The sequence below is a fragment of the Pseudomonas sp. GQ91 genome (genome assembly GCF_059758795.1).
On sequence record NZ_JCAXED010000015.1, the window covers coordinates 114,454 to 130,775 of the forward strand.

Consider the following 16,322-nt stretch of genomic DNA (forward strand, 5'->3'; position numbering starts at 1 on the left):
GGGCCGGTTTTGCATCTTCAATAAAGAATCGAGTTAAAGGAGTGGCAGCATGAGTCAGGAATGGGATGCCGGTCGCTTGGACAGCGACCTCGATGGCGTGGCTTTCGACACCCTGGCTGTGCGCGCCGGCCAGCACCGTACGCCGGAAGGCGAGCACGGTGAGCCGATGTTTTTCACTTCCAGCTATGTGTTCCGCACGGCGGCGGATGCCGCGGCGCGTTTTGCCGGCGAAGTGCCGGGCAATGTTTACTCCCGCTACACCAACCCGACCGTGCGCGCGTTCGAAGAGCGTATCGCCGCGCTGGAAGGGGCTGAGCAAGCCGTCGCAACGGCAACCGGCATGGCAGCCATCCTGGCGGTGGTCATGAGCCTGTGCAGTGCTGGCGACCATGTGTTGGTGTCGCGCAGCGTGTTTGGCTCGACCATCAGTCTGTTCGAGAAGTACTTCAAGCGCTTTGGTATCGAGGTCGATTACGTGCCGCTGGCGGACCTGTCTGGCTGGGGCGCGGCTATCAAGGCCAATACCAAGTTGCTGTTTGTCGAGTCGCCGTCCAACCCGTTGGCGGAATTGGTGGACATTGCCGCCCTCGCGGAAGTGGCGCACGCCAAAGGCGCAATGCTGGTGGTCGATAATTGCTTCTGCACACCGGCATTGCAGCAGCCGCTGAAGCTGGGGGCCGATATCGTGGTGCATTCGGCGACCAAGTTCATCGACGGCCAAGGGCGCTGCATGGGCGGCGTGGTTGCCGGTCGGGGCGAGCAAATGAAGGAAATCGTGGGTTTCTTGCGCACGGCCGGGCCGACGCTGAGCCCGTTCAACGCCTGGATCTTTCTCAAGGGCCTGGAAACCCTGAACCTGCGGATGAAGGCACATTGCGCCAACGCCCAGGCGCTGGCCGAGTGGCTGGAGCAGCAGGACGGGATCGAGAAAGTCCATTACGCTGGCCTGAAAAGTCATCCGCAACACGCTTTGGCCCAGCGCCAGCAGCGCGGTTTTGGGGCGGTGGTGAGTTTTGAGGTCAAGGGCGGCAAAGAGGGCGCCTGGCGCTTCATCGATGCCACGCGCTTGATCTCCATCACCGCTAACCTGGGTGACAGCAAAACCACCATTACCCATCCGAGTACCACTTCCCACGGTCGTCTCGCGCCGCAAGAGCGTGAAGCGGCCGGTATCCGTGACAGCCTGATTCGCGTCGCGGTGGGGCTGGAGGATGTGGCTGACTTGCAGGCCGACCTGGCCCGCGGGCTGGCCGCCTTGTGATTGAGTGGTCTCAAGGGGCTGGCGGGTCCAGTAATGGCCGGGTCGCGCTGGTTACCGGCGCGGCGCGCGGCATCGGCTTGGGCATCGCTGCCTGGTTGATCAGTGACGGCTGGCAAGTGGTATTGACGGATCTGGATCGCGAGCGCGGCGCTAAAGTCTCCAAGGTGCTGGGGGAGAATGCCTGGTTTATCACCATGGACGTGGCTGATGAGCAGCAGGTCGCCCTTGGGGTTGCCGAAGTGCTTGGACAGTTCGGTCGCCTGGATGCCCTGGTGTGCAACGCGGCCGTGGCTGACCCGCGCAATATCACCCTGGAAAGCCTGGACCTGGCTTACTGGAATCGCGTGCTGGCGGTAAATCTCAGTGGTCCGATGTTGTTGGCCAAGCACTGTGCGCCTTATTTGCGCGCCCATGGCGGCGCTATCGTCAACCTGGGCTCGACCCGGGCGCGACAGTCGGAACCGGATACCGAAGCGTACGCCGCGAGCAAGGGAGGCCTGCTGGCACTGACGCATGCCCTGGCAATCAGTCTGGGGCCAGAAGTGCGGGTCAATGCGGTCAGCCCCGGCTGGATCGATGCCCGTGACCCCGCTGCCCGGCGCGCGGAGCCGCTGACCGAGGCTGATCACGCCCAGCATCCGGCGGGGAGGGTGGGAACCGTCGAGGACGTGGCATCGATGGTGGCGTGGTTGCTGTCGCGTCACGCAGGGTTTGTCACCGGACAGGAATTTGTCGTCGATGGCGGTATGAGCAAGAAAATGGTTTATGTGTAAGTGCAAGCTTCAAGCTTCAAGAGAAGGCTGATTTGTGTTGGTTTTTGACTTGTAGCGTGAAGCTTGCAACTTACCGCTGTTTTTGAAAAAAAACCAATCCTGCTATTGACTTAGGTCCGCTACCTGCGTAAATTTCGCGGCCTCAACGAAGCAAAGGGTGATTAGCTCAGCTGGGAGAGCATCTGCCTTACAAGCAGAGGGTCGGCGGTTCGATCCCGTCATCACCCACCACTTCTTGAGAGTTTTGCTTCAGGGCAAGACGCAACGTTAAGGTTGCACCGACGCGCAGCGGTAGTTCAGTCGGTTAGAATACCGGCCTGTCACGCCGGGGGTCGCGGGTTCGAGTCCCGTCCGCTGCGCCATATTTTCCAGGCCTGACTTGTCGGGGTTGAGATTGAACAGCCAAGGTTGATCAGTCAGATGTTTAAAGACGGTTGAGAGCGAATGCTCAGCCGGTCAAGCGATACGCAGCGGTAGTTCAGTCGGTTAGAATACCGGCCTGTCACGCCGGGGGTCGCGGGTTCGAGTCCCGTCCGCTGCGCCATATCTGCTCCAAGGCCCACTGAACGCCTTGAAGCGCAAAGAAAGCCACTGGCTTCTTTGATCCGATAGCAAAGACCCTGGTCGAAAGACCGGGGTTTTTTGTTTGTGCGATTTGCCTATCCATTGGAGCCGGTCACCCGGCTCCAGCAGATGGATCAGAATCCCAGCTTGTCCCGCAGCCCGTAATACCAAGCTCCCATTGCTGCAAATGGCGTACGCAACAGTTGCCCGCCCGGGAACGGATAGTGCGGCAGGCCGGCAAACGCATCAAAACGCTCTGCTTGGCCTCTCAGCGCCTCCGCCAGTACTTTGCCCGCCAGGTGGGTGTACGTCACGCCATGACCGCTGCAGCCCTGGGAGTAATAAATGTTGTCCCCCAGGCGACCGACCTGCGGCAGGCGCGACAAAGTCAGCAGGAAATTACCGGTCCAGGCGTAGTCAATCTTCACGTCCTTCAACTGCGGGAAGGCCTTGAGCATCTTCGGTCGGATGATCGCTTCAATATTGGCCGGATCCCGTGCGCCATAGACCACGCCACCCCCGAAGATCAGGCGCTTGTCGCTGGTGAGGCGGTAGTAGTCGAGCAGGTAATTGCAGTCCTCGACACAGTAGTCCTGCGGCAACAAGGTCTTGGCCAACTCATCCCCCAGCGGCGCCGTGGTGATGACCTGTGTACCGCAAGGCATCGACTTGGCTGCGAGTTCGGGCACCAGATTGCCCAGGTAAGCATTGCCCGCGACAATGATGAACTTGGCCCTGACCTTGCCCTCGGCCGTATGCACCAGCGGATTGGCGCCGCGTTCGATGCGCACGGCGGCCGACTGTTCATAGATCGTGCCGCCGAGGGATTCCACGGCCGCCGCTTCACCCAGTGCCAGGTTGAGTGGATGGATATGCCCGCCGCTCATGTCCAGCAGACCGCCGACATAGTTGTCACACGCCACTACTTCGCGAATACGGCGTTCGTCCAGCAACTCAAGCTGGGTGTGACCGTAGCGCTCCCACAAACGCTTCTGTGACTCCAGGTGACCCATGTGCTTGCTGTTGAGCGCAGCGAACACGCCACCGTCCTTCAAGTCGCACTGAATTTGATATTTGGCCACCCGCTCACGAATGATCTTGCCGCCTTCAAATGCCATCTGTCCCAGCAACTGCGCCTGCTGGGGACCGACGCTGCGTTCAATCACATCGATATCACGGCTGTAGCTGTTAACGATCTGCCCGCCGTTGCGGCCCGAGGCGCCAAAACCCACCTTGGCGGCCTCCAGTACCGTCACGCGAAAACCGTTCTCCAGCAAAAACAATGCGCTGGAAAGTCCGGTATAGCCCGCACCGATCACACACACATCGGTTTCGACTTCACCTTGCAGAACGGGTCGCGGAGGAACCGCATTGGCGGACGCGGCGTAATACGATTGGGGGTAGGGCGTGTTCGCCATCTTGGAACCTCTGTTTTATATTTTTTACGAGTGCGTCGATCCTACCGCACTTGAAAATCCCCTGCCAGCCACCGGCAATACGTGAGTGCATGGGTTGAAAATAAAAAATACGCATATTCATAGGCTTAGCTGCAAAAAAGGTGTTGACAGCCTTCTGGAATTCCGTAGAATGCCGCCTCACAGCAGGCACGTAGCTCAGTTGGTTAGAGCACCACCTTGACATGGTGGGGGTCGTTGGTTCGAGTCCAATCGCGCCTACCAAACAAAATCCGCTCTGCTGGGCGGTCTAGAAGGGGTCATCGGAAACGGTGACCCCTTTTTGCTTTCTGCGATTTTCAAAACTTTTGCAAAACTTTTGCAAAACTCCCACCTCAGAACGCCAATTCGGCGCCCACCTCCAGGTACTCGATCTTCTTTTCGTCGTGCCCCTCCTGATAGTGCTTCGTCATTTTCTCGTCCGCATGCCCCATGAGTGCCTGGATGTATTCCTGTGGGAAATTTTGCTGCTCGTACAACCATGACCCTAATGCGCGGATCTCGTGAAAAGTGGGGCGCTCACCGGCTGGCACATGGTCGTAGGCGTGCGCCGCGTCCCTCGCTTTGCTGAACTCTTTGGTCAAGTAATCCGGCGTGACCGATGTCCAGTGGTCCTTGGCGTCGATCTGCTCTCGCCGGCGGGCCTTCGGTTTGTAGTGAATCAGGTATGGCGATGCGAGTGGCGAGCGCAGGCACTCCCCGACGACCTCTCGCAGCGCTTCCCCCATGGTTATCTTCAGGTGCACCGGGTTTTCGTACCCCTGGGTTTTTCCAGGCGAGACGGTGAGCGTATTCTTCTCCATGTCAGCAGCAGACTTCAGCCATGTGACAATGTCTTCCCGGCGCTGAAGGCTGGCCAGGGCCAGGCGGATCGCCCGCTTAAGCCAAGGCGGCGTGGTCGCGGCATTGATGATCAGATTCAACCCCTCCAGTGTGTGGCGTTGCCGCCTCTTCTCCGCTTCCTTCTTCACCAGGGTGAGTTCGGCGTTGTTGCGCTCGGCCAGGCCCTTGGCCACTGCAAAGGCGAATATCTGCACCCACAGCCCGCGGTGCTTCGTGTAGGCGTTGTTGCTGAAGTTGTCGAGGTATTCGGCCATGGCCAGCACGTCCAGCTGGCCTATCAGTCGGTCGCCCAGATCCTGCCTGTACCGCTCGAGCTTGAACTTGATTTCCTCAAGGGTGCGTGCGGCGTATGACCGGTCCGGCAACCATTCCTCTTCAAAGCGCTTCAGGAGGTTACTCACCATGGGCAGTCGGTCTCCGGTCAGAACGGCCAGCAGCGACCCGTCATCAACGACCAGTTCAGCGAACTTGAGGTTGGCAGCACGCGCCAGCTTGATTGCTTCCTCCAGTGGGCGGTTGATGCTGGTCATGACGCCGGTGACCGGATTGCGATATCGCCAATACTTCCCGTTCGGGTAAAGGTTTGGCGGCAGCTTTCTGTTTTGCAGCGTGCGGGGACGTGCGGCCATCAGCCTATCTCCAGCATCTTGGCCAGCAGCGGGTCGTTTGACCCCATGACGGCGGCCTGCACATCGACGAAATGCATCCCGCCTTTTACCTCTCCAATCACTTCGCCTTCCTCGATCCATTTCTTCAACTGCTGTAGGCTCGGCTTTCCGCCGACGTACCGCAGTTTCCTATACTCTCCGGCCTCCATGAGGCGCGGCAGCTTGACCGTAATTTGCGCCAGGACTTTGGCCATACCTACCTCCCGCCGCCCGCCGTGGGGCGCGCTTTCTTGATTATGTGAATGGCCAAGCCAAAGCTGACCAGCATCCAGGCGCAGGTGCCGGCGAACGCCTTGAGCAGATCGCTGCTGCCGCCATCCATGAGAAGCTCGGGGCCGATCCAGAAGAACCAGCAGAGGCTGCCAGACGCGTACAGCACGACCACCAGCATTAGCAGGGTGAGTTTTGTTGCGAACATGGTTTTTCCTTGCCGCGCCGGGCGGCTGAAGTTGGTTAGCGGGTGGCTTTGGCGATTACCGTTTCAGCGTGGGCAGGCGCTGTTGCAGGGCGTCACGCTCGGCGCGGAACTGGTTGATCTCATCCTGCGCCTGGTCAACGACCTTTTGCGCCTCGTGCACATCGATCCAGTTTCCCATGGCTTGGTCTTCGAACTTCTGAATCGACTTGCCGGATGGCGAAAGCAGGAAGGCGTATCGCGGCAAAGCATTTAGCTTGTCCCAGAACTCAAAGCCTTCACGCGTTTTTACGTTTCTCACGATACGTTCCTCGTTACCAGATCATGGGCATTCACAACCGTCATGCCGAGGCGTTCGGCGATCAGGACTTCCAGGCGGGCGCCCTTTGAATGCTCCCAGTCCGGAAGCAGGGCGATCATTCCGCAAAGGCCCAGGCGGGTAAGGTCGTAGGCCATGTAATCGGCCCACTGGGCTCCCTCGACGATGCCGTGATCTGCAGGGTTCTCGACTTCGTAGCCCAAGCCCCGCAGTCGATCAGCTACGGAATTGAAGGCTGGGTAGTTGAAGTCCTCAATACCCGTCATCGGTCCAGCCACGTAAACGCGATTTGAGCGGCTGGCCTGCAGGGTGACGCCTTGCCTGCTGGCGAGTTGCTTGCCGCGATCCAGGCCCATGGCATAGGCCGCGTCTTGGAAAGTCATCAGCTCATCCGAGAAGCGTTCAATCTTGCCTACATAGTTCTGATTCAGGCGCTCGATGGCTTCGTGGTCGTCTGGGTGGTTTCGGTTTTCTGTGGGCATATAGGAGGGCCTTGTCAGTAATGGCATTCTGCCTGCGAGTGGGGTAGCGTTTGTCTATTTCCGAAGGAGTTGGTATGAATTACGAGAACTCAGTGGTGTACTTGGCGCACCTTCCGAAGTTAGTGATCGAGTCAGGAGTGGATTACCCAACCTTGATTGGCTTTGCTGTAACTATCTTTATTTTCGGCTTAGGGACATGGTTATCGGTTCGCACCTCTAACGAAAATTCTCGACAGCAAACAGAGAATTTAAACAAGACACTTGAGCATCAGGACCGCTCGATAAACAAAACCATCATCAGTCAGGAGTCCGTTGCTGAAAAAAACTCGCTAAAGTCGAGCCGGCAAGCCTGGATAAATGATCTCCGTGATACTTGTTCTAGTTTCGTGTCTGAGGCTCTCAATGTGCAGCGGCTCAATACTTATTGGGAATCTGCGAAGCCAAGCTACACGTATAAACTCAACGCTGAACCAGAACTAGCCCACCAGATGCATCTTGATTGGGTGAACTCGCACATCCAGGCCATGAAGGAAGTTGCTAGGCTAAAATCAAAAATTGAACTGCTGTTAAATCCTGAGGAGATTGACTCCCAGGAGCTATTGAAAGCTGTAGATGAGGCAGCAATCGAGTGCGACAAGGCTGGAGGCTCTGCTAAAAGGTCATGTCAGACTGTTGTTGAATGGTGTCAGCACATCCTTAAACAGGAGTGGAATAAAGCTAAGCAGGGTAAATAGAATTTACCCCTGCCAGATCGTGATTGAATTTGGAGTGCTACGATGGCCCCTTCCTTCAAGCGGGCAGGACCATGACCAAGCACGATATTTACGATGAGATCGAAGGTTTTCAGGTCTGGAACTACATGGAGTGCGACAAGGACGAGGAAGGCCGGGAGACTTGGCGTATCAACGTCGAGGTAAAGCGTGGTGGCGAAGTGGTGGTGCCAGTTGTTGCGGGTGATCGGACCTATGTGGATCGTGGTCTGGCGCAGCTGGCTGGGCGCGAGGTCGGGGCGAAGCTGATTGCTGATCGAGCCTAAAGCTGAAGCAGAAGGCGCCGGCCAATCCAGCGAACCACGGTGACGGCCTTGCTGTTGCCGATTGCTTTGTAGCGCGGGCCGTCCGGGCACAAACCCCAAACCCTTCCGCGCCAAGGGATGCGCGTGTAGTCGTCGGGGAAGCCCTGAAGGCGTTCGCACTCTCGCGGTGTGAGGCGGCGAACTGAACTGGCAGAGGACACTACGTTGGGCCCCAGGGCTGAATCAGTGTTGTCGACCTGCTTCCCGTAATTGCAGGTCAGCGTTTGTGCCACTTCGCGACATGCAACTATCGGCTGTCCGCGCCCTGTGCCGTCTTCACTACCGTCGAATCCTTCGGCTTTCAGCGTGTGGGTGATATCGCCAGTGATGCACACAGCTACCTGGCCGCCGGCGTTGGCGTGGCTGCCTGAGTGATTCATGGCGCGCAGAGTGGGAGAAATAGTTCCAGCATCGTGGCCGTGGTCCTTGCAGGAGAAGGCCAGTACCGCGTTTTCCTGGCCGTTGTTCCGGCCCAGGGCAAAGGCAAGCCTTTCGCTGACACCAGGGTCTTGTGTGCCGTGAACCACAAGCAAGCCTGATTCGGCATCCTGTTGGGTTGCGCTGCCAGCCGCCTTGCCACCGGCCTGGAGCGTGCCGGTGACAACGAATGCCTCGCTTTCGAAGTCCATCCTTCCGCTGGCACTGGCACATGCATTACGTGCTGGAGCCACCTCAATTGGGCCACTGGTATTGTTCCCTCCGAACACCAGAAGGGATTCTCTCGACTCATGGTCACCATACGGGCTAGTCGTTAAAGCGGCTGTTACGTGAGGGATGTCGTCGGCGCTATATCCGCCGTTCTTTCGAGCGCCACCCGCAATGGTCCCGGCAACGTCTTGCCCCTCGCTTCGGCGCGGCGCAGTATCCCGGCGCACGCCTTCGCGCTCAAAAAGTACCTCGGTGGGATCGAACCCGTCTCGAGCACTTGCGACAACGAACACACGACGGCGTCGTTGGGCCAAGCCGAAATATTGGGCGTCCAGGGCCCGCCACGCGATTGTTCTTTTGGGTCCATACACACAACCAGCGTCCTGCCATTTTTTCCCTGAAGGCTGCAGCTCGCAGTCTTCCCCAGCAAGCGCGCCAAGAAAGCATCCGAAGGCGTTCCCTTTGTCGCTGAGGACGCCGGGGACGTTCTCCCAGGTAAGGACGCACTCAGCTTCTCCTCTTGCGGTTCGAACATGGTCAATTGCATCTGCTAACTCCACGAATTTGATTGTCAGTTGCCCTCGCTCACCACCGAGACCCGCTCGCATACCGGCAACGCTGAAGTCTTGGCAGGGGGTGCCACCGACCAGCACATCCGGCGCCAGGATCTTACCGGCCAGCACTAGGGCGGCCAGCTTGGTCATGTCACCGTGGTTCGGCACATCGGAGTAGTGGTGGGCAAGGACCGCCGAGGGGAACGGCTCAATCTCAGCGAACCAGGCGGCGCGCATGCCTAGCGGGTGCCACGCTTGTGTTGCAGCCTCGATGCCGGAGCACACAGAGCCGTAGGTGATATCGGGCATAGGGGATCCTCGCCGGCTGGCGTGATTTGTTTAAGTGGGGTATTTCTGTCGGTCCGGCATTGGGCCGGCTCAAGGAGAGCGACATGACTTTGCCCGTTGACCGGCCATATCCAGTCGATTACATCCACCCGAACGGTACTGAGGCGAAGGTGGACTTCATTTGGGGAGATGCGAGCGACGATGTTCCGAGGGGTGTGCGAATCCACATAAAGTTCGCCGAGGACGATGTTCAGTTTTTCCAAGAGGTGTCGAAATTCAACAGCTTCGACGATGCCAGACGACACGGGATCAATCTCGCAACTCGACTTATTGAAAAGGCGTCAGCGCAATAGGAGAGGGCGGGTCAGGTGGCGTCATCGAGAAGCGAGATGGGGATTTTCTTGTAGGTTTCGCACAGTCCGTAGGCGCTGGCGCACTTTGTCGGAGCGTCTGCCCGATCGATCATCTTCAGCATGTCGAACTCCCGGCCTCCGCGCATTGTGTTGGCCCATTCGATCATTCGGTCTATGCCGTGAGTCTTGAAGTCGATGTCGTCGCGCTTGTGGACTGTCGGGTCGTTGGTGGCAGTGAAGAAAGTGGATGATCCGCGCTTGCTGGCCAAGCTAACCAGGCGCTCCCACTCTCGAACCCGCGCCACCTCTTTGGGCCAGCGCGCCCCTATCTCCCGGAGTTCGTCCTTGCCGCAGTTGACGCACGGCATGCATCCCACTCGACCTGCGCCTTGCAGGTATAGCGGGTTCGGCTTGATCCCGGCATAGCGATGAGCTTCAAAAACTGCCGCTACATCCCATTTCAGGATGGGCCGATAGTTGAATAGCCCGCCGCCGACCTCGTCACACTCCGGTAGGAATCGACGATCAATCGATTCGTCCGCTCGCACGCCCTGCCATGAAATAACCATGTTTTCTGGACTCATCAGCGGGAAAAATACTTGCTCGATGATCGGGTTTCGCTTGAGCTCTTCGGTACAGAAACGAACTTTTGTGCTTGGGAACCGGCCTTTCCAGATGCAAAGGTCAAGAAACGGGATGCCGGTCGGATAAAGCACGTCAAGCGCCGCTTGTACGATACTTTCCGGAACGTCCTGTTTGCGCCAGGTTACTTCGACGTAACGGCGTTTTCTCGCAATCTGTTCCGTGAAATCCGCCCTGACTCGGCGAATCGGGAATTCGAACACCGTTTCGAGGTAGCGAACATATTCGTAGGTCTGTTCATGCTCGTGGCCTGTATCGGCGAAGACGCCTTGCAAGTTTGGCACTTCCAATGCCTGAGCCACCAAACCGGTGGCGACGCTGTCCTTTCCACCGCTCAGACTGACGATGTTGTGTGTGGTCATAAGTGGTTTCCAGTTTGGCTATTTCTTCGGGTAGGTCTTGGTCAGCGAGCCGTTCACTACATGGCCGCGCTTCAGCACGACGCGGGCGAGTGCTGCCCGGTCCGTATGGCTGTGGCTGGCCTGGCTGAGCAGGCCGAAGTAACTGTTGGCGGTCTCGCGTAGATCCTCGGCCGGCGCCGCAGCTGTTCGCTTTAGCACCTGGACCAGGGATCGCTTGCGGGTGGTACGTCGCCAGGGCTTGATGACGTGGCCAACGAAGTCGACGCCGCGATCCACGGGCTGAAGGATGGTCTTCGTGGGGTTCAGCTTGGCGCCGAGTCTTGGCAGGAACGCTTCGACCTCGGCCAGCCACTGGTTCAACTGCTGCGGTGACTCATGCAGGAACACGAAGTCGTCGACGTACCGGATGTAGTGCTTGGCGCGCAGCGTATGCTTGGCGAACTGGTCCAGGGCATCGAGGTAGACGTTGGCGAAGAACTGCGACGACAGGTTGCCGATCGGCAGGCCGAGGTGGGCGGGTTGAGCGACCAGGCGCTTGTGCTGCGGCACCCGGTTGAACAGGTGCGCCGGGCTGCGGGTTTCGTAATTCTCGCGCGGGTCATGCATGAGGATCTGCGTTGCCAGAGCCAGCCACCAGGGTTCGGTGATCCTGGCTTCCAGCTGCTTGCGCAATACCGCCTTGTCGATGGCGACGAAGAAGTTGGCCAGGTCGCACTTGAGGTAAAAGATCGGCTTCGACCAGTTTTGCGAGGCGCTGCGGATCTTCGACTCAAGGCGCTTAGCGGCGTACAGCGTGCCGCGCCCTGGAATGCATGCACAACTGTCCGCTATGAAGCTGGCGTAGAAGCGCGGTGCCACATGGTTGTAAAGCAGGTGGTGGACGACGCGGTCCCGAAAGGCTGCTGCCCATACTTCCCGGGCTTTCGGTCGGGTGACCACGAAACAGATAGATCGGCCTGGCCGGTAAGTGCCGGCAGTCAGGTCGTCGTACAGCTCCAGCAAGTTGATCTCCATGTCCTTCTCGAACAGTCGGGCGCTCGCGGAATTCCGCTTGTTGCGTCGACAGTCGTAGTAAGCCAGGACTAGATCCTCGAACTGGAAGGGAGCAACACTTAAATCTGCGGACAGGGCGCGCGAGCCGCTCGTTGTTCTTGTCGTTGTTGTTGAGCCAGCCATCTTCAAAGTCCATGTTGTAGGCGTTGTTGGCGGAGCGCTGCGACCTGTCGAGCTATCTACATCGCCAAACCGAAGGCATAGCCGATCAGCTTGGAAACTGCGCGAGACCTACGCGGACGCTTTAGACCGGCGGTATCTGTTGTGCGCATGGCGGTGACCCATAGGTCAGCGGCTCGACCAGATTTGGCGCACAGTCAAGAGGGCCTTGACCCTCAAGCAGCGGGCGCGGTTGCGGACTTCTTCCAGGCATTTGCCTGTCGGCCTACAGAGGCCGTCATCTTCATTGCCTTGGCGTGCTGCCCCTTGCTGATCAACCCTCGATTGGTGAGGGCGCGCAGCAGGTAGTTCAGCATCCAAATGCTTTCGAGCAGGAGGTTGATGTGAGGCAGCTTCTCCCGGGTCATGTTCGCCCGGCCGATCAGCACCAGGACCTGCAAGCATTCATCCCGGATCTTTGCCCCGACAACCTGTTTCAGGTCGCGCGGGATATTGCGCACCAGGTCAAGCGAAAGGCCGAGCAACTCCTCGGCCACCTTGTGGATTTCCAAATCCGTATGCAGTGCCATCCCTGGCCTCCTGAAAAGCGAGGGTGCTATCGCACCCATGAATGAAGAATTGAATGATCAAATAAACTTTCTGCGGACAGGGCGCGCGAGCCGCTCGTCGTACTCGTCGTAGTAGAAGAGCCAGCCATCTTCAAAGTCCATGCTGTAGGCGCCGTAGGCGGAGCGCTGCGAGCTGGTCCAGTGGTAAGCCTGGGTGAACACCTGGGGCACGGTGATTTCGAGGAAGGACGCCTCACGGCGGGCCATCAGATAGAAGTCTTTGTGTCCTTCGCGCTCGAATGCGGCGCAGAACTGGGCGGCAGGGTGGTCGTGCTCCCGGTTGCTGCTTGCCAGGTAAGCGGTGTTTGCCTGGCCATCCCATGGGGATTTGGCACCGTCGAGTTCCTGGCCGTAGCCGCCCCACTCAAGATTGGCCTCGGCATCTGCGCCCGTCGGCACGATGAGGTAGTAGGGCTTGTCGCCGCCAGGGAACAGGCCGCCGTTCACGCCGCCTTCGCCGGGCCAGTATTCGCCGATGGCCGGGATGCCGCTTGGAGCAAAAGCCGGTGCGGAGGCGATCGCCAGTGTCGCCAGTTTCAGCACCACCGCTTCATCCGGGCTGCTGATAACCAGATCGCCTCGGGTGTAGGTGGTCAGTTGATTTGCTTGCATGGGATGCTCCTGTGAGCGAGATAAGGGTGCAGGTAGCCGGCGCTTCCCGACGAGCTTCTGGTCTGAGCGCCGTCCTGGCGCTCCCGGGAATCACCTGCGAAAAACGATTGAAGGAATGAATTACTGAATAGGGAGGCTGCGGACAGGGCGCGCGAGCCGCTCGTAGCTCTCGTCGTAGTAGAGGAGCCAGCCACCTTCAAAGGCCATGCTGTAGGCGTGGTAGGCGGAGCGCTGCGTACTCAACCAGTGATAGCGATCTTCGCGCAGCTCCACCAGGCCATCAGCCTTGGCCGACATCACCAGTTGCCCTTCAAGGCAAGACGGGATGTGGCCTCCCAGCTCCAGAGCCTTAATGGCGATCAGGCTGCCGGCCTCGGCCATGGCGCGGGTGTTCGCTTCGCCATCGCTGTAGCTGTCGGCGCCTTCGATCTTCACGCCATACTCGCCCCAGGGGCCGCTGAGTTCGTCAGGAAGCTGGATCAATGCGCGCTCTACGCCGTTGAGCCAGTAGCGGGTTACGAATACGCCGCCGGCCAGAGGTTGGCCACGCTCGGGGAGTTCAGAAGCGGCGATGGTTTGCTTTGCTTGCTTGGTCATGGGCTTGCTCCGGGGTAAGCGCCGCCCTCCGGGGTGCCGGATGCAGCGAGTAGGGTGGTTGTGTGTCACGGCGTCATGTCACGTAATTCGAATATGATCCGCCAGTTGCTCGTCGGTCATGCGGTCAGCGCCGCGAATGAATCGGGAAATCAGGTCCTGCTCTTCGGTGATCTTGGTCCTGGACATGACCCGCTTTAGTGCTGCGTCATCGTTGTGATAGAGCTTCGTGACAATCTGGCGTGACAGGAGGGCTGCTTCCTTTTCCGACTTGCTCAGCTTGTCCCGCTCGCGCTGGTCGCGCTTCCGTTCGGTTGGAGACTTGGCCATAGCCCACCCCTTCGATTCCGCTTGCCGGGAGTGCCAGCCATGCTGGTCTGCGCCGTGAGGCAGTGATCTTGCTGACTCGCCTCATAGGTCGTCGGCGAACTTGAATTTGTTTTCCTGGGCGATCAACTTGGCGCGCTTGACATGCATGCCCGTGGCCTTTGCTGCCTCGGCGGCAGTCTTCCCCGCCAAGGCTTGTTCGCGCACGGCAGGTGCCAGTCGGTCACGTTCGGCACGCAGCTTTTCGTGATGAGCCGTGGTGCCCAAGTGAGGAGCCTCAGCACTGACGCCTGACGCGATCTGTTGGACGGTCTTGCCAGAGCCAAAGAACTGCTCCAGCTGCTGGTTCAAGTCCCTGATGATCGCGTCACGCGGGTTTGGCATTGGTACGCCGATCATGGCTGAGCACCGAAGTAGGCGAACAACACCAGCGCGGCGGACGTAACAGCGGTCCAGCGAACAAGCATCCATCCGAAGCGCCGCGAAGTTGCTCTGGCGGCGCCGAAGAAGTCGGCATTGCGCTCGAGCTGATCGGCGTACTGACAAGCTCCGTCGTGCCCGGTACGGGCTCCGCGGGAAGCGCCAGTTGAGCGCTCGACCACGTCGAACAAGTTCTTGCCGAGTGGCACCACGTTGAAGCGTGGTGCCTTCACTGGTTCTTCGCGACCGATCATCTGGTACATCTCCGAAGTTGATAGCGAAACACGATCCCGCAGGGCCTGCAGAACGGCTTGGCTTTGTTGGATGGCTGAGTTCATGCCGACTCCTTGGTTGTGGTTGCGTTTATTCGTCAGCACCCGGAACGCCTGGTGGTTGCCGGTGGGCCAAGGGGAGGGTGCTGACGGATAAAGGCGCGCAAAAGAAAGGCCCGTTGGACGTTCGGGCCTTTCACGGATGCAGTAGTTTGAGTTTTTGGCGGGACCGTCAGCGCCAGAACGCTGAGACCCCGACGGATATTCGCCACCGCTCGCGGTGGAAGCGCACGGGATCGGGTGGCAGGCCGCTTTCAGATTGCGGTTCTGGCCGCGTATGGCTGAGCGCTGCGCCGATCAGGAACAGTAGGAGCATTTGAGTCTCCGGTTGGGTTTGGATGCAGGTGGCCGCATGGCGGTATTGGTCGTCCGCATCGGAAGTCACACATAGCCGGGGTCAATGCCTTACTCGCGCGGCGGATCACTCTACAAGCTGAATCTGCCCCTTTCTCCCGGATGCCGGCTGGCGCTTTCGCGGTACCGTGTGACTTCCGATGCGCTCTCATAGAGAGGATCGGGCAGTTAACGACAGGCTGTCGTGGCGCTGGTTGTTCAGATCACCGCAGTCAGGGTCTTCGATCCGTCGGAGTGTTCGGTGGTGATGCTCATTCCGACCGCATGATGTCCACCACGCTGGACGATCACGGCGCACTTGCTGAAGCGCTGGTCGAACACCTCGTCGCCGTCTGGGATGTGAGATGTACAGGTAAGACTGCTGCAGTCCTCGCCGTCAGGGCCTTCCCCATCGTGGGCGATGTTGAAGCTCGCGAACATCGCGATGCCATGCTCTCTAGAAATCGCGATGATCTGCTGAATGAGCGGGCTGATCTGGCTGTCGTAAATCTCTTCTTTGTTCATGGTTGATCCTCGATTGTCATCCCGATGCCCACTCATTGAATGGGCAGAAGTGATGCTCAGCGTTGTTTGATCAGCGGCCAGATCAGAAGCAGGATCAGCACCGCAAGGAACCCGTCGGCGCACATGCTGATGATTCGAGACACTGAATCGATCAGCACCACGCCGATGAGCAGAGCGACGATGAGAAGCGCACGCAGACGCTTCACCAGCTCTGTGAACCCCGGCATTACAGGTGGTCTTTGAGGTTCAGGCCGAGCAGCTTGGCGCTACGCTCCAGTGCGGTCATCTCGGCGGGCTCGATCTCGCCGTCGGCCTCTGCCACCGTCAGCATGACGTTGAGGACGGTCAGCGCCTCGGCCGGCGAGTGGGCCAGGTCGCCCAGCTCTTTTTCGGCATTCTGGCGGAGGATGCGAGCGCCCGACTTGAAGTCGGTCTTGGCGCGGTCGATCGTGTTGGACAGCTCAGCGCCGAACCCCTGGAGCGCCGGGTTGTTGCTGAGGATGGTTTCGATCTTCGACAGCTCGCTGTCTTCAAGGTCGCCGTCGGCGGCCGCAACGTAAATCGAGCCGTACACCACCGCTTCCATCAGGTCGCGGTTGGCCAGCTTGGCGACTGCTGCGCGGGCCTGGCCGGATTTCTTGCCGAACAATTTGCCTAACATGGTGATTCCTCTGGGTTGGGTTACATCCCGCTGCAC

Annotated in this window: 23 protein-coding genes and 4 tRNA genes; 9 read left to right on the forward strand and 18 right to left on the reverse strand. The window is 58.9% G+C overall.

Going from position 1 to position 16,322, the window contains the following annotated elements:
- Nucleotides 1–49: 49 nt before the first annotated feature.
- From AC6CIA_RS21530 to AC6CIA_RS21550, 5 genes are all read left to right on the forward strand, one after another.
- The gene (locus AC6CIA_RS21530; RefSeq protein WP_339532376.1) at nucleotides 50–1,261 is read left to right on the forward strand and encodes an O-succinylhomoserine sulfhydrylase; all 1,212 of its coding nucleotides are present in this window, start codon (nucleotides 50–52) and stop codon (nucleotides 1,259–1,261) included.
- Nucleotides 1,258–2,034, forward strand: coding sequence for an SDR family oxidoreductase (locus tag AC6CIA_RS21535; protein ID WP_339532377.1), 777 nt, complete (start codon nucleotides 1,258–1,260; stop codon nucleotides 2,032–2,034). Before AC6CIA_RS21530 ends, AC6CIA_RS21535 begins: the two co-directional genes overlap by 4 nt.
- 155 nt (nucleotides 2,035–2,189) lie before the next feature.
- Nucleotides 2,190–2,265: transfer RNA gene (locus tag AC6CIA_RS21540), tRNA-Val, on the forward strand.
- Between the two features lie 54 nt (nucleotides 2,266–2,319).
- Nucleotides 2,320–2,396 (forward strand) — tRNA-Asp (locus tag AC6CIA_RS21545).
- Between the two features lie 105 nt (nucleotides 2,397–2,501).
- Nucleotides 2,502–2,578, forward strand: a tRNA-Asp gene (locus AC6CIA_RS21550).
- A gap of 154 nt (nucleotides 2,579–2,732) precedes the next feature.
- Here AC6CIA_RS21550 and AC6CIA_RS21555 read toward each other — a convergent pair.
- Entirely contained in the window at nucleotides 2,733–4,016 is a 1,284-nt protein-coding gene (locus AC6CIA_RS21555; protein WP_084377395.1) for an NAD(P)/FAD-dependent oxidoreductase, read from the reverse strand.
- Between the two features lie 184 nt (nucleotides 4,017–4,200).
- On the opposite strand from AC6CIA_RS21555, the gene AC6CIA_RS21560 reads away from it, so the two are divergent.
- Nucleotides 4,201–4,277: transfer RNA gene (locus tag AC6CIA_RS21560), tRNA-Val, on the forward strand.
- A gap of 110 nt (nucleotides 4,278–4,387) precedes the next feature.
- Here the strand turns inward: AC6CIA_RS21560 and AC6CIA_RS21565 are convergent.
- From AC6CIA_RS21565 to AC6CIA_RS21585, 5 genes are read right to left on the reverse strand one after another with little or no spacing between them, the layout of a single operon-like run.
- Complete coding sequence (locus AC6CIA_RS21565) at nucleotides 4,388–5,524, reverse strand: tyrosine-type recombinase/integrase (RefSeq protein ID WP_498314938.1); 1,137 nt, start codon at nucleotides 5,522–5,524, stop codon at nucleotides 4,388–4,390.
- The gene (locus AC6CIA_RS21570) at nucleotides 5,524–5,757 is read right to left on the reverse strand and encodes a hypothetical protein (RefSeq protein WP_498314940.1); all 234 of its coding nucleotides are present in this window, start codon (nucleotides 5,755–5,757) and stop codon (nucleotides 5,524–5,526) included. The genes AC6CIA_RS21565 and AC6CIA_RS21570 overlap by 1 nt, the downstream gene beginning before the upstream one ends.
- A gap of 2 nt (nucleotides 5,758–5,759) precedes the next feature.
- Nucleotides 5,760–5,981, reverse strand: a complete 222-nt coding sequence (locus AC6CIA_RS21575) for a hypothetical protein (protein WP_498314942.1) — start codon at nucleotides 5,979–5,981, stop codon at nucleotides 5,760–5,762.
- Between the two features lie 55 nt (nucleotides 5,982–6,036).
- Nucleotides 6,037–6,279, reverse strand: coding sequence for a hypothetical protein (locus tag AC6CIA_RS21580; RefSeq protein WP_498314944.1), 243 nt, complete (start codon nucleotides 6,277–6,279; stop codon nucleotides 6,037–6,039).
- Entirely contained in the window at nucleotides 6,276–6,779 is a 504-nt protein-coding gene (locus AC6CIA_RS21585; protein WP_498314946.1) for a DUF4406 domain-containing protein, read from the reverse strand. Before AC6CIA_RS21585 ends, AC6CIA_RS21580 begins: the two co-directional genes overlap by 4 nt.
- 74 nt (nucleotides 6,780–6,853) lie before the next feature.
- Here AC6CIA_RS21585 and AC6CIA_RS21590 point away from each other — a divergent pair, with 74 nt between their 5' ends.
- Nucleotides 6,854–7,513 (forward strand): hypothetical protein, encoded by a 660-nt coding sequence (locus tag AC6CIA_RS21590; RefSeq protein ID WP_498314948.1) that lies wholly within the window; start codon nucleotides 6,854–6,856, stop codon nucleotides 7,511–7,513.
- 71 nt (nucleotides 7,514–7,584) lie between these two features.
- Nucleotides 7,585–7,815 carry a hypothetical protein gene (locus tag AC6CIA_RS21595; RefSeq protein WP_498314950.1) on the forward strand — a complete coding sequence of 77 codons (231 nt, stop codon included), beginning with the start codon at nucleotides 7,585–7,587 and terminating at the stop codon, nucleotides 7,813–7,815.
- Here AC6CIA_RS21595 and AC6CIA_RS21600 read toward each other — a convergent pair.
- Nucleotides 7,812–9,365 carry a DNA cytosine methyltransferase gene (locus AC6CIA_RS21600; RefSeq protein WP_498314952.1) on the reverse strand — a complete coding sequence of 518 codons (1,554 nt, stop codon included), beginning with the start codon at nucleotides 9,363–9,365 and terminating at the stop codon, nucleotides 7,812–7,814. The genes AC6CIA_RS21595 and AC6CIA_RS21600 overlap by 4 nt on opposite strands.
- Before the next feature lie 83 nt (nucleotides 9,366–9,448).
- Between AC6CIA_RS21600 and AC6CIA_RS21605 the strand changes: the two genes are divergently transcribed.
- A complete protein-coding gene (locus tag AC6CIA_RS21605) occupies nucleotides 9,449–9,697 on the forward strand; it encodes a hypothetical protein (RefSeq protein ID WP_498314954.1) in 249 nt (82 codons plus the stop codon).
- 11 nt (nucleotides 9,698–9,708) lie between these two features.
- On the opposite strand, the gene AC6CIA_RS21610 is transcribed toward AC6CIA_RS21605, so the two are convergent.
- From AC6CIA_RS21610 to AC6CIA_RS21660, 11 genes are all read right to left on the reverse strand, one after another.
- Complete coding sequence (locus tag AC6CIA_RS21610; RefSeq protein ID WP_498314956.1) at nucleotides 9,709–10,701, reverse strand: phosphoadenosine phosphosulfate reductase domain-containing protein; 993 nt, start codon at nucleotides 10,699–10,701, stop codon at nucleotides 9,709–9,711.
- Nucleotides 10,702–10,719: 18 nt separating this feature from the next.
- Nucleotides 10,720–11,877 carry an RNA-directed DNA polymerase gene (locus AC6CIA_RS21615; protein WP_498314958.1) on the reverse strand — a complete coding sequence of 386 codons (1,158 nt, stop codon included), beginning with the start codon at nucleotides 11,875–11,877 and terminating at the stop codon, nucleotides 10,720–10,722.
- 212 nt (nucleotides 11,878–12,089) lie between these two features.
- Complete coding sequence (locus AC6CIA_RS21620; protein ID WP_280089568.1) at nucleotides 12,090–12,443, reverse strand: four helix bundle protein; 354 nt, start codon at nucleotides 12,441–12,443, stop codon at nucleotides 12,090–12,092.
- Between the two features lie 57 nt (nucleotides 12,444–12,500).
- On the reverse strand, nucleotides 12,501–13,094 hold the full coding sequence (locus AC6CIA_RS21625; protein WP_498314960.1) for a DUF1566 domain-containing protein: 594 nt from the start codon (nucleotides 13,092–13,094) through the stop codon (nucleotides 12,501–12,503).
- 120 nt (nucleotides 13,095–13,214) lie between these two features.
- The gene (locus AC6CIA_RS21630) at nucleotides 13,215–13,691 is read right to left on the reverse strand and encodes a hypothetical protein (RefSeq protein WP_498314962.1); all 477 of its coding nucleotides are present in this window, start codon (nucleotides 13,689–13,691) and stop codon (nucleotides 13,215–13,217) included.
- Nucleotides 13,692–13,769: 78 nt separating this feature from the next.
- Nucleotides 13,770–14,018 (reverse strand): hypothetical protein, encoded by a 249-nt coding sequence (locus AC6CIA_RS21635; RefSeq protein WP_498314964.1) that lies wholly within the window; start codon nucleotides 14,016–14,018, stop codon nucleotides 13,770–13,772.
- A gap of 81 nt (nucleotides 14,019–14,099) precedes the next feature.
- The gene (locus tag AC6CIA_RS21640; RefSeq protein ID WP_498314966.1) at nucleotides 14,100–14,414 is read right to left on the reverse strand and encodes a hypothetical protein; all 315 of its coding nucleotides are present in this window, start codon (nucleotides 14,412–14,414) and stop codon (nucleotides 14,100–14,102) included.
- Nucleotides 14,411–14,773, reverse strand: coding sequence for a hypothetical protein (locus AC6CIA_RS21645; protein WP_498314968.1), 363 nt, complete (start codon nucleotides 14,771–14,773; stop codon nucleotides 14,411–14,413). The genes AC6CIA_RS21640 and AC6CIA_RS21645 overlap by 4 nt, the downstream gene beginning before the upstream one ends.
- 546 nt (nucleotides 14,774–15,319) lie before the next feature.
- Nucleotides 15,320–15,625 (reverse strand): hypothetical protein, encoded by a 306-nt coding sequence (locus AC6CIA_RS21650; RefSeq protein ID WP_498314970.1) that lies wholly within the window; start codon nucleotides 15,623–15,625, stop codon nucleotides 15,320–15,322.
- Nucleotides 15,626–15,681: 56 nt separating this feature from the next.
- Nucleotides 15,682–15,852 (reverse strand): DUF3927 family protein, encoded by a 171-nt coding sequence (locus AC6CIA_RS21655; protein ID WP_163001869.1) that lies wholly within the window; start codon nucleotides 15,850–15,852, stop codon nucleotides 15,682–15,684.
- Nucleotides 15,852–16,286 (reverse strand): tellurite resistance TerB family protein, encoded by a 435-nt coding sequence (locus AC6CIA_RS21660; RefSeq protein WP_498314972.1) that lies wholly within the window; start codon nucleotides 16,284–16,286, stop codon nucleotides 15,852–15,854. Before AC6CIA_RS21660 ends, AC6CIA_RS21655 begins: the two co-directional genes overlap by 1 nt.
- Nucleotides 16,287–16,322 lie beyond the last annotated feature (36 nt).

Excerpts from the sequence above, each read along its gene's own strand:
- AC6CIA_RS21530 (WP_339532376.1), top strand. The coding sequence starts at position 50 with ATGAGTCAGGAATGGGATGCCGGTCGCTTGGACAGCGACCTCGATGGC.
- AC6CIA_RS21555 (WP_084377395.1), bottom strand. The coding sequence starts at position 4,016 with ATGGCGAACACGCCCTACCCCCAATCGTATTACGCCGCGTCCGCCAAT.
- AC6CIA_RS21565 (WP_498314938.1), bottom strand. The coding sequence starts at position 5,524 with ATGGCCGCACGTCCCCGCACGCTGCAAAACAGAAAGCTGCCGCCAAAC.
- AC6CIA_RS21570 (WP_498314940.1), bottom strand. The coding sequence starts at position 5,757 with ATGGCCAAAGTCCTGGCGCAAATTACGGTCAAGCTGCCGCGCCTCATG.
- AC6CIA_RS21575 (WP_498314942.1), bottom strand. The coding sequence starts at position 5,981 with ATGTTCGCAACAAAACTCACCCTGCTAATGCTGGTGGTCGTGCTGTAC.
- AC6CIA_RS21585 (WP_498314946.1), bottom strand. The coding sequence starts at position 6,779 with ATGCCCACAGAAAACCGAAACCACCCAGACGACCACGAAGCCATCGAG.
- AC6CIA_RS21590 (WP_498314948.1), top strand. The coding sequence starts at position 6,854 with ATGAATTACGAGAACTCAGTGGTGTACTTGGCGCACCTTCCGAAGTTA.
- AC6CIA_RS21595 (WP_498314950.1), top strand. The coding sequence starts at position 7,585 with ATGACCAAGCACGATATTTACGATGAGATCGAAGGTTTTCAGGTCTGG.
- AC6CIA_RS21600 (WP_498314952.1), bottom strand. The coding sequence starts at position 9,365 with ATGCCCGATATCACCTACGGCTCTGTGTGCTCCGGCATCGAGGCTGCA.
- AC6CIA_RS21605 (WP_498314954.1), top strand. The coding sequence starts at position 9,449 with ATGACTTTGCCCGTTGACCGGCCATATCCAGTCGATTACATCCACCCG.
- AC6CIA_RS21610 (WP_498314956.1), bottom strand. The coding sequence starts at position 10,701 with ATGACCACACACAACATCGTCAGTCTGAGCGGTGGAAAGGACAGCGTC.
- AC6CIA_RS21615 (WP_498314958.1), bottom strand. The coding sequence starts at position 11,877 with ATGGCTGGCTCAACAACAACGACAAGAACAACGAGCGGCTCGCGCGCC.
- AC6CIA_RS21620 (WP_280089568.1), bottom strand. The coding sequence starts at position 12,443 with ATGGCACTGCATACGGATTTGGAAATCCACAAGGTGGCCGAGGAGTTG.
- AC6CIA_RS21625 (WP_498314960.1), bottom strand. The coding sequence starts at position 13,094 with ATGCAAGCAAATCAACTGACCACCTACACCCGAGGCGATCTGGTTATC.
- AC6CIA_RS21630 (WP_498314962.1), bottom strand. The coding sequence starts at position 13,691 with ATGACCAAGCAAGCAAAGCAAACCATCGCCGCTTCTGAACTCCCCGAG.
- AC6CIA_RS21635 (WP_498314964.1), bottom strand. The coding sequence starts at position 14,018 with ATGGCCAAGTCTCCAACCGAACGGAAGCGCGACCAGCGCGAGCGGGAC.
- AC6CIA_RS21640 (WP_498314966.1), bottom strand. The coding sequence starts at position 14,414 with ATGATCGGCGTACCAATGCCAAACCCGCGTGACGCGATCATCAGGGAC.
- AC6CIA_RS21645 (WP_498314968.1), bottom strand. The coding sequence starts at position 14,773 with ATGAACTCAGCCATCCAACAAAGCCAAGCCGTTCTGCAGGCCCTGCGG.
- AC6CIA_RS21650 (WP_498314970.1), bottom strand. The coding sequence starts at position 15,625 with ATGAACAAAGAAGAGATTTACGACAGCCAGATCAGCCCGCTCATTCAG.
- AC6CIA_RS21655 (WP_163001869.1), bottom strand. The coding sequence starts at position 15,852 with ATGCCGGGGTTCACAGAGCTGGTGAAGCGTCTGCGTGCGCTTCTCATC.
- AC6CIA_RS21660 (WP_498314972.1), bottom strand. The coding sequence starts at position 16,286 with ATGTTAGGCAAATTGTTCGGCAAGAAATCCGGCCAGGCCCGCGCAGCA.